The following is a 760-nucleotide window of genomic DNA, read 5'->3' as shown; positions in this document are numbered from 1 at the left end:
ACCACCACCAACACATAATGTTGCCAATCCAGTTTTCAAATCACGGGCCTCAAGCTCATCAAGCAAAGTCCCCAGAATCATTGCGCCCGTTGCACCAAGCGGGTGCCCCATGGCAATGGAGCCGCCATTCACGTTGACCTTTGCCTTATCGACACCCATCTCATCGATAAAGCGCATCACGACAGACGCAAACGCCTCGTTAACTTCGAACAAATCGATGTCATCAACACTCATGCCTGCAACTTTCAGCGCCTTGCGTGCTGAAGGCGCAGGACCTGTCAGCATAATTGTTGGATCAGTCCCTACCACAGCAGTTGCAACAACGCGGGCTCTAGGCTTCATCCCAAACTGCTCTCCCGCGGCCTTGCTTCCAATCAATACCGCGGCAGCGCCATCGACAATACCTGACGAATTGCCCGGAGAATGCACGTGATTAATTTGCTCAACCTGCGGATAACGCTTACGTGCAACACCATCAAAACCCATCTCACCCATCATCTGGAACGAGGCTTTTAGGGCGCCCAGTGTTTCTTTGGTGCTATCAGGGCGAATTAGCTCATCGTGGTCCAAAATGGTGATACCATTTCGGTCTACCACAGGCACCACAGATTTGTCGAAAGAGCCGCGTTCCCATGCTGCGGCCGCTTTTTTGTGCGACTCTGCGGCAAATGCATCAACATCCTCTCGCGTGTAACCACCCAAGGTTGCAATCAAATCTGCACCAATCCCTTGTGGCATAAAACCCGTATCAAAATTTGTT

Annotated in this window: 1 protein-coding gene; it reads right to left on the bottom strand. The window is 51.4% G+C overall.

Going from position 1 to position 760, the window contains the following annotated elements:
* The coding region (locus tag A3750_RS24250; RefSeq protein ID WP_156498914.1) for an acetyl-CoA C-acyltransferase at positions 1 to 760 on the bottom strand (760 nt) is incomplete at both ends.

The organism is Oleiphilus sp. HI0079, from assembly GCF_001635105.1.
Note: the sequence above shows the minus strand (reverse complement) of the source record. Positions and strands in the feature narration are given on the sequence as shown.